This window comes from Mycobacterium simulans (assembly GCF_900232995.1).
GTDB classification, from domain to species: Bacteria; Actinomycetota; Actinomycetes; order Mycobacteriales; family Mycobacteriaceae; genus Mycobacterium; species Mycobacterium simulans.
This window is the reverse complement of the sequence record NZ_OCVX01000099.1, coordinates 1-8,829: the sequence shown is the minus strand read 5'-3', so window position 1 is coordinate 8,829 and position 8,829 is coordinate 1. Positions and strand designations below refer to the sequence as shown.

General features: G+C 66.6%; 5 protein-coding genes and 3 pseudogenes. 3 read left to right on the top strand and 5 right to left on the bottom strand.

From position 1 onward, the window contains the following. Positions 1 to 120: 120 nt before the first annotated feature. The 3 genes and pseudogenes from MSIMFI_RS27545 to MSIMFI_RS27535 all read right to left on the bottom strand — a co-directional run. Positions 121 to 945, bottom strand: a pseudogene (locus MSIMFI_RS27545) (PE family protein); the annotation flags it as partial. 261 nt (positions 946 to 1,206) lie between these two features. Beyond that, positions 1,207 to 1,620 (bottom strand): hypothetical protein, encoded by a 414-nt coding sequence (locus tag MSIMFI_RS27540; RefSeq protein WP_191500075.1) that lies wholly within the window; start codon positions 1,618 to 1,620, stop codon positions 1,207 to 1,209. Positions 1,621 to 1,773: 153 nt separating this feature from the next. Continuing rightward, complete coding sequence (locus MSIMFI_RS27535) at positions 1,774 to 2,865, bottom strand: methyltransferase (protein ID WP_191500074.1); 1,092 nt, start codon at positions 2,863 to 2,865, stop codon at positions 1,774 to 1,776. Positions 2,866 to 3,243: 378 nt separating this feature from the next. Here MSIMFI_RS27535 and MSIMFI_RS27530 point away from each other — a divergent pair. From MSIMFI_RS27530 to MSIMFI_RS27520, 3 genes and pseudogenes are all read left to right on the top strand, one after another. Next, positions 3,244 to 3,456, top strand: a pseudogene (locus tag MSIMFI_RS27530) (IS110 family transposase); the annotation flags it as partial. A gap of 683 nt (positions 3,457 to 4,139) precedes the next feature. Further along, a complete protein-coding gene (gene ltrA / locus MSIMFI_RS27525; protein ID WP_191500073.1) occupies positions 4,140 to 5,945 on the top strand; it encodes a group II intron reverse transcriptase/maturase in 1,806 nt (601 codons plus the stop codon). Positions 5,946 to 6,019: 74 nt separating this feature from the next. Next, positions 6,020 to 7,052, top strand: a pseudogene (locus MSIMFI_RS27520) (IS110 family transposase); the annotation flags it as partial. 46 nt (positions 7,053 to 7,098) lie between these two features. Here MSIMFI_RS27520 and MSIMFI_RS27515 read toward each other — a convergent pair. Further along, positions 7,099 to 8,469: a hypothetical protein gene (locus tag MSIMFI_RS27515; RefSeq protein WP_191500072.1), complete on the bottom strand. Its 1,371-nt coding sequence runs from the start codon at positions 8,467 to 8,469 to the stop codon at positions 7,099 to 7,101. Positions 8,470 to 8,504: 35 nt separating this feature from the next. Beyond that, positions 8,505 to 8,829 (bottom strand): hypothetical protein (locus tag MSIMFI_RS27510; protein WP_191500071.1); only part of this gene is annotated, 325 nt, incomplete at its 5' end.

Here is an 8,829-nt window from a genome sequence, read left to right as displayed (position 1 = left end):
ACCGCCCACACCTCAGTCGTGAGTCTCTTTTGTTTTTTGACAGCTCGCGCCGCCCCCGGAACTCTCCCAAGGGAGTCCGCCCGCCAGCGCCAGATGTGTATAAGAGCCACCGCCCCCACCGCTTCCGCCGATGCCACCGTTTCCGGCGTTGCCACCAGCCCCACCGTCACCGAACAGCAGCCCACCATGGCCGCCGGCGCCGGCATTGCCGCCATTACCGCCGCGGCCGGCCCCGACCGTCCCCATCGCGCCGTCTCCGCCTTGCCCGCCGGCCCCGCCGGCGCCCCACAGGCCGGCGGACCCGCCAGCACCACCGGCACCGCCGGCAACTCCAAAGGCAGTTGATGTGCCGCCGACACCGCCGGCACCGCCGTTGCCGAATAGCCACCCGCCGGCGCCGCCATTACCGCCTGCCGCGCCGGCACCGCCGCCGCCCCCAAGGCCGCCACTGCCGATCAACCCGGCAGCGCCGCCGTTGCCGCCGGCCACCCCCGCGGTCGTGCTGGTACCGCCGTTGCCGCCGTTGCCGTACAGCAAACCACCAGCCCCGCCGTTTTGCCCCGGCCCGCCGTTAGCGCCATCACCGATCAGCGGGCGCCCGAGCAGGGCCTGGGTGGGCGCATTGATGACGCCCAGGAAGTCCTGCGGCACACTCTGGGCGGCGTTCAATGCCTCGGTGGCCGCGTATGTGCTGCCGGCACCCGCCATTGTCTGCACGAACTGCTGATGAAACTGTGCCGCCTGGGCGCTGAGTACCTGGTAGGCCTGGGCGTGTCCGGAAAACAGTGCGGCTATGGCCGCCGACACTTCGTCAGCGCCGGCAGCCGCCACAGCTGTCGTCGGTGCCGCCGCTGCCACAGCGGCCTCGTTGAGCATCGAACCAATGCCAGCTAGATCTGCAGCGGCCTGCGTCAGGAACTCCGGTGCAGCAAACAAAAATGCCATTACTGTCCTTCTCGGTTTCCCCCCGATCGGCCAGTCGAACACGTAGATGGTATCGCGCTCGATGCTTTTTGAATGGGCTTTTGCCCAGGTAGCTTGGGCTATTCCGCTGAGGGCGCTACGGCAGAATGCACAAGCTCAGGCAACGCCGGTGTGCACTCTGCACAGGCCTGGCAAACCTCGGACCGTGGGCAACAAAGGCCGGTGCGGGGTCGCGCACCGCAACGCCAGGCGGTGGCCACCCCGCATCGGCGGGAAGGGGAGCTACGCCGCCAGTCGGCGCACTCCCAGGTACTGCAGGCCCGCGAACGCCGCGGTGTACACACCGCTGGCCAGCGTCGCGGCCACCCCGGTTGCGGTCATAGGCACTAGCTCAGCGGCGACGATCGCCGCCAGCGTGTACACGATGTTTGCCACAACGACGCCGATCCCGGCGCGACGCAAGTTGGGCAACGCGGCGAGGCAGAACACCGCCAGGCCGTACAGCACGAAGAAAGCGCCCATGCTGTATTCCTGGCCGGACGTTAGGCCGGTCAACCTCGAGATCGGATCGGCGGCCACCGCGACGACCAGACCCATCAGTCCGGTCAAGGTGGCGTCGAGGCGCATTGCGAAGCGCAACAGCGAGTCCGTCGAGTCGTTGAGGGGCCGGGTTGTCGGACCGGAAATTGCGGTCATGTCGGTTCTCCTTGCGAGGGCGATTAGGTCGAACACGTTTGAGCGTGCCGTCGCAGCACTGCCAGATCGACGCATGGCACTGCCAATTACTGCCACTCCCTCAATGACCAGCTACTTCGACGGGCTATTCCCATCGAGCGCCCATTGGCGTGGTTAGACCGCGGTTGCCTCGACGAGGCTGTATGGCGACGCCGTTTCGACCACCCGCGTCATGTGGAAGCCGGCGCGGTCCAGAAGTTGCCCGTATTCGGTGGCGGTGCGTTCACGACCGGGAACGACCACCAACATTTCCAGATCGACCCACTTGCCCGTAAATTCGCGGTCGTGTGGGGGAATTACGAACTCGACGAGCAGCACCTTCTTGCCCGCACCCGCGGCGGTACGCACGTTGCGAAGAATGCGCACCGCGTCGTCGTCGGACCAATCGTGGATGATGTTCTTCAGTACATAGGCGTCGCCACCGTCGGGTATGTCTTCGTCGAAAAACGATCCTTCTTCGACCCGCACCCGGTCGGCGACATGGTTTTCCCGCAACACTTCCGGGGCTCCTGTCACCACCTGAGGTAGGTCGAACAGGACCCCGCGGGCAGCCGGGGTGGCAGCCAAGATTGCCGCTAAGAGCCGACCGTGTCCGCCGGCGACATCGACGATCGTCCCGTAGGAGCTGAAGTCGTAGGCGGCAATCACCGGTGCGATCGACAGTTCGGATGTGCTCGTCATGGCTCGATTGAAGATTTCGGCGAGTTCCGGTTCGTCAGCCAAGTAGTCGAACGCGGGCTTACCGCGCAATTCGGGGACGACGGGACGGCCGGTCCGGACCGCCTGCGTCAGCCGGCTCCAGTGCTCACGATGCTGGGGAGAACCCACCCATCTGGCCATTCCGGCCAACGACACTTCGGCGTCACTCCGCAGCGTGTCGGCGAGCGGGGTCAAGTCGTAGCGACCATCGCGGCGTTGCCGGAAAATACCGCGCCCGACCAAGGCCCGGAGCAGTCGACTGACGGCATCCGCATCGGCGTTGACCGCGATGGCCAGCTCCTCGGCCGACAGTGGCCCCTTGGCGAGCGCGTCGGCGATGCGAAGGTCCGACGCACTGGTGATCGCCTGCGCCGCCCACGCCTCCACGATCATTTCCATCATCGCGACGTGCGGCGGCACCATGCGTCGGTGCAGACGTTCGAGGTGGTGTCGAGCAAATTCGATCGCCCGCACCACTTTCGCTGGCGGAAGTTTCGACGAAGACATTGCTATCCCCCTCACATCGTCGAGAAGCGACAAATACGGACCCGGCGGCCCGATCATTGCCAGGCTAGCTGCCCAGGGCGACTGCGCTCCGCCGTGGTTGAGGAAAATTTGCGCGCATGCACCGGTCATGTGGGTGGTCGGTAGCAGTTGTCCGCCGGATCGGACGGGTTGATGCTGGAGAGGTGTTTCGGTGGACCCCGGTCGGACTATGTTGCCGGTGAGCCCGCAGGCTAGCTTGGGGTGGAGGGCACGATCGTTTGTCCACGGGAACCGTGGAATGTTGCCTTGGAGCACGAGTGTCAGATTCCTGTTTTACCCGCCCTCCCCGGAACACGCACCCGCACAAGGGGATAACAATCTCGGGAGAGGCGACATGTGATGGATGTGATACATCCGCGATGCGCGGGAATTGACTGCTCGAAGAAGGACGCAAAGGTCTGCGTCCGAATCCAAGGTGAAGGTCGACGCAAGAAGTCGGCGACGGTGACCACCTGGGGCTCGACGACCGCGCAAATCCTGGCGTTGCGTGAGCATCTGGTCGCGGCGAACGTCAGCTGCGTGGTCATCGAGTCCACCAGCGATTACGTGCGACATGAGGGTGCATGAGTGAAGTAGGAGGCACCGTTTGGAGGTTCGGCTGATGCCGTAGGTGTAGTACTCGGGCCAGTGCGCGAAGGCCTGTCTCCGCCTCGGCGTGCTCTGCGGGTAACTGCGGGGTGCGAAGCCCGGGGTAAAAGCCGAAGCGGTTCCCGTTCCATCCGGGGGCTGCGGGCAAGGAGAAGACTGGCGGGAAGCCAGCGTGCTTCCCGGCTCCGGAGCGGCATCCAGTCGTCCTGGGGTGATGGGTGAACGCAAGTAAACCCCTGATGACGCCTCGTGAAGGTGACCCCCGCCGATGGGATGTGTCAGCGGGGCCGTAGGGACTGGCCGCCGGAAAGCGGCGGGGGCCGGCCGGAGGGGAATCGCCGGTCGGGAGCGCACCACCGTCCCCGGGGGAAAGGGGGCACCCTGCCCGGTCGAATCTTGTTCATGCACAACATGACAACCCCGCTGGGGTCCGGCGGTATGCGTCCGGTAGGCCAACCGTGAGGAAGGTGCAACTCCCCAGCGGGCGCAGGATGACCCAAGAAGCCAACGCCGACGCGCCGAAAGGCGACGGGAAACCGCCAACCGCGTGATCTGGCTCCTCCGCCGGATGGCTGGCGCATAACCGGTCGGATACGGGCGTGCTGCCCGGCCCGAAAGGGAGCTGACGTGGGTCGGGTGAGCCTGTGATGACCAGACGATCGGAGACTCCAGAACCGATGGGCAAGTTGGACACCGGGACGGTGAACGGACCTGAGGACGAGATCATCGACTGGGACGCCGTGGATTGGCGTCGGGTTGAGGATGACGTACGGAGACTGCGGCGACGAATCTTCACGGCGACGCAGGCGGGGGACCTCAAGCGGGTCCGCAATCTGCAGAAACTGATGCTTGGCTCCCGCGCCAACGCTCTGCTGAGCGTGCGGCGGGTCACCGAGCTCAACGCTGGCCGCAAGACGGCCGGGGTCGACGGCAGGGTCGTGCTCGCGGGATGGGAAAAGGCCGAGATGGCCACCTGGCTGCAGCGCGACACCACCACATGGAGACCCCGACCGGTCAAGCGGGTGTTCATTCCGAAGAGCAACGGAAAACGGCGCGGCCTCGGGATTCCCGTGATTGCCGATCGGGCGCTGCAAGCGCTGACGGTTAATGCATTAGAACCCGAGTGGGAGGCCCGGTTTGAGTCCCGATCGTATGGGTTTCGACCGGGCCGTAGCTGTCAGGACGCGATGCAGGCGATCTTCGTGACCGCTCGCGGCGCGACCTGCAAACGCGTGTGGGCGCTCGACGCCGACTTGGCCGCCGCGTTCGACCGCATCGATCATGCCCATCTTCTCGCCCAGCTCGGCTCGTTCCCCGCGAGGGGAATGATCGCGGCCTGGCTACGCGCGGGGCTGATCGATCAAGGTCGATTCGCACCGACCGAGGAAGGCAGCCCACAAGGCGGGGTGATCAGCCCGTTGCTGATGAACGTTGCCCTACACGGAATGGAACAGGCCGCCGGAGTCCGCTACATCCGCACCGGCACCAATGCCGGAACGGCGCGGCCGGGCTCCCCGGTGCTGATCAGATACGCCGATGATCTGCTGGCCCTGTGCCACTCGCGGGAACAGACCCACCAGGTCAAGGCGCAGCTCACGGAGTGGCTGCGGCCCCGGGGACTGACCTTTAACGAGGACAAGACCCGTATCGTGCACCTCGATGACGGGGTGGACTTCTTGGGGTTCAACATCCGCCGCTACCGCAACAAGCTGCTGATCAAACCGAGCAAGGCGGCCGTGAAACGGATCCGGGCACGGCTGACCGCCGAGATGCGAGCACTGCGGGGCCACAACGCCCAGATGGTGCTCATCCGGCTCAACCCGATCATCCGGGGATGGTCAGCCTTTTACCGACACTGTGTGTCGGCCCGGGTGTTCGATGCGCTCGACGATCACGTGTGGAAGCTCACTGACAAGTGGGCCAGATTCACCCATCCGCACAAGGGTCGGCGCTGGATCGTGTCCCGTTACTTCGGCGCGTTCCACCCGTCGAGGCGCGACCGCTGGGTATTCGGTGACCGCGACAGCGGCGCCTACCTGGTCAAGTTCGCCTGGACGGCGATCACCCGGCACACCCTGGTCAAGGGCTGGGCGTCCCCGGACGACCCTGCCTTGGCCGACTACTGGGCGGCCCGGCGCCGCCGCGGGAGACCCCCGCTGGCCCGGGCGCGGGCGCGACTGATTCGCTTGCAGCGCGGACGCTGCCCGCTCTGTGGCCAGCTACTGCTGCATGCCGAGGTCGAGCCGCAACACCCCGACGAGTGGGAGCAGTGGATCACTGCCACCGCTAAGGCGATCCGCCACCAGGCGATCATCGTCGACTCGGGGCCAGAGTCATTGGGTTACACCGCGTTCCGCCTCATCCACACACACTGCCGAGGCCGTCATCCAGACCGCACTGGCGTGCACCAGCACTCTGCTATCCCGACTGAGGAGCCTTCGGGGCTTGCTTGAGCCGGTTGCTTGGAAAGCGGGCATGGCCGGTTCTTAGGGGGCTCCGGCGCGGCGACGCGCCGGAGCTACCCGACTGGAAACCGTTCTACTACCTGCTCGACGATGAACTGAACGTGGTGCTGGTCAACGCGGCGCAAGTACGCAACGTGCCCGGCCGCAAGAGCGACGTGTCGGATGCGGCGTGGCTGGCCGATCTGGGTGCGCACGGCCTGGTGAAGGCGTCGTTCGTGCCGCCAGCGCCTATCCGGGCGTTGCGGGATCTGACACGCACCCGCACCGTGATCACCCGCGAACGCACCCGGGAGGTGCAACGGTTGGAGAAACTGCTCGAAGACGCCGGCATCAAACTATCCTCGGTGGCCGCCGAGATCACCGGTGTGTCCGGCAAGGCGATGCTCGAGGCGCTGATCGGCGGGCAGCGCGACCCGGCGGTGCTCGCCGATCTGGCCCAACGCCGGATGCGGTCGAAGATCCCGGCCCTTACCGAGGCGCTGACCGGACGGTTCACCGACCACCACGCGTTCATGACGCGACTGTTTCTGGATCGCATCGACGCCCACAACGCCGACATCGCCCGCCTAGATGCCCGCATCGAGGAAGCGATCCAGCCTTTTCGAGCGGCCCGGGACTTGTTGACGAGCATCCCGGGCTTCCCGGATCGTGGCTGAGGTGTTCATCGCCGAGACCGGTGCGGACATGAGCGTGTTCCCCACCGCCGGGCACCTGGCGTCGTGGGCGGGTCTGTCACCGGGATCCAACGAGTCCGCCGGACGAGTCAAATCCACTACGACCAGACCCGGCAACCGCTACCTCAAGGGCGCTCTCGGGATCGCGGCGCTCTCGGTTGCACGCTCCAAGAACACCTACTTCTCCGCGAAGTACCACCGGATCGCCACCCGACGCGGCCCGATGCGCGCCATCGTCGCCGTCGAACACGCCATGGTGATCGCCGCCTGGAATCTGCTCATCAACGGCGACTTCTACCGCGACCCTGGGCCCAACTACTACACCGCACGCCAACCCGCTCAAACCAAGGCACGAGCAATCAACCAACTCGAAACCCTCGGATACCGAGTCATACTCGAACCACTCACCCAAACCGCGTAACCCACCATCAACCGGGTCACCACTTGTGGTCACCTCAATTTTCGTGTCAGTCGCTGGAAACGGCCACCCGTCCGCGCAAGTCGGCGGCGATGAGCCGAGCCGCGGCGTTTTGCCAGTTGTGCAGCGAGCGCTGCGGCACCTCGGTAACCAACCACTGCCAAGCTTGCCGCGCCGTGGGATCCAAACCGGCGGCGGTCGCGTTCTGTGCGTACGCTCGCACGCCGACGACGTAGGGGAAGTACAGCGAGTTGTAGTAGCGCCACTGCTCGGTCGTCCCGAACTCGCGGCCGTCGCGTGGCTTGAGTCGCCCGATGCCGTCGGCGAGAACTGCCTTGAGTTCGTTGGCCCGCTCCACCGGGTGGTCGGGTGCGCCGCGGGCGGCCAACCGCTCATCGATCACGGGCAACGCGGTCAGCGGGCTGGCGACCAGTTTGGTCAGGTCACCATAGTGGCCCAGCGCGCGGCGGGTGAGCCGGACAAAGGTGTCGTCGTCGACGTCGTCGAGCGGATTGTCCGACCGCAGCGGCAGTGCTGCCCCGGTGTGCCGCAGCGCGGCCCGGTCGGCGCGCAACCTGGGGGACCTCGAGAACGCCAGCCGGTCCAGCAGCCCAGCCAGCGGGTCGGCCAGCACCTGCACCGTGATCGCGACCGCCAGGCTGGTGAACAGCAGCACGGTCAGCGGAGTCCGAGCGGCGGGCGCATTGTGGGTTACCGCCAAACCGATCAACGCCTGGCCGCCGAAGAGCACTGCCACCACCACCGAGCCGGCGAACGAGCGCAGCATGTCGGCGCGCAGTGCCTGGCCCTCGTCGAAGGCGTCCCAAAGAGCAACCGCGACGCCGAGTGCCAGCACGTCGAATCCCGTCGACGCCAGGGCCAGCCAGCTGGGCAGCAGACCCAACGGAATGATCAGAATGGCATTGCTCAGCGAGAAAAACAGCGTCGCAACAACCACCACGCCGGCGACCGACGCGGGCTGAGCCGGCCGCCGCAAGGCAAAAGCCATCGCGGCAAGCGTCGATATCGAGATCACTGCGAACATCACCCAGTGGCCCGCCCGCAGTGGGCCGTTGACGCTGCCGGCCATCGCCGCGCCGAACAGGGCCACCGCGCCGGCTCCGCTGACCAGCAGTAGCTCGCCGGTGCGCGCCCGCCAGCTGTCGCACGGCCGGGACAGCTCCACAAGCACCGCGAACCACGCCACGCCAGGGATAGCTACAAGGTAAATCTCGATCTGGCTGAGCAGCTGGGCGTGCGCAGCGCTGGTTGTCCGCACCGCGTCCAGGGCCACTACCAGCGCGAAACCGCACAGCCCGATCGCCGCTAGCGCGAGCACCGGCTTGCGTGGATCACGGGCCAACAGGTACAGCCCGAGCCACCCGCTCAGCGTGAACACCACCGCCGACAGCGCAGCCATGCGTCCAGTGTGTCACGGGCTTGGGGGCTCGCCAGCTATCCGTGCGCCCCGGGTAGGCCGAAGAGCGTCCCACCCTTGCCACCGGCGGCGCCACCGCCGGTCGACCCGGTGCCCGTCCCGCCGGTACCGGCGGCCCCGCCGGCGCCACCGGCCCCGCCATTGCCGATCAGCTGGGCGTCGCCGCCGCTGGCGCCGTTGCCGCCATCCCCGCCTTTGCTGCCGTTGAAGAAGCCGGATTGGAGGCCGCCGGTACCACCGGCCCCACCGGCGCCGCCGGTCCCGCCGTCGCCGTACAGCATCCCGCCAGCCCCGCCGCCGCCGGCATCGCCACCGTTACCGGCGTCCCCGCCGGTACCGTTG

Coding starts and splice junctions, on each gene's coding strand:
- ltrA (WP_191500073.1), top strand. CDS start 4,140: ATGACCAGACGATCGGAGACTCCAGAACCGATGGGCAAGTTGGACACC.
- MSIMFI_RS27535 (WP_191500074.1), bottom strand. CDS start 2,865: ATGTCTTCGTCGAAACTTCCGCCAGCGAAAGTGGTGCGGGCGATCGAA.
- MSIMFI_RS27540 (WP_191500075.1), bottom strand. CDS start 1,620: ATGACCGCAATTTCCGGTCCGACAACCCGGCCCCTCAACGACTCGACG.
- MSIMFI_RS27515 (WP_191500072.1), bottom strand. CDS start 8,469: ATGGCTGCGCTGTCGGCGGTGGTGTTCACGCTGAGCGGGTGGCTCGGG.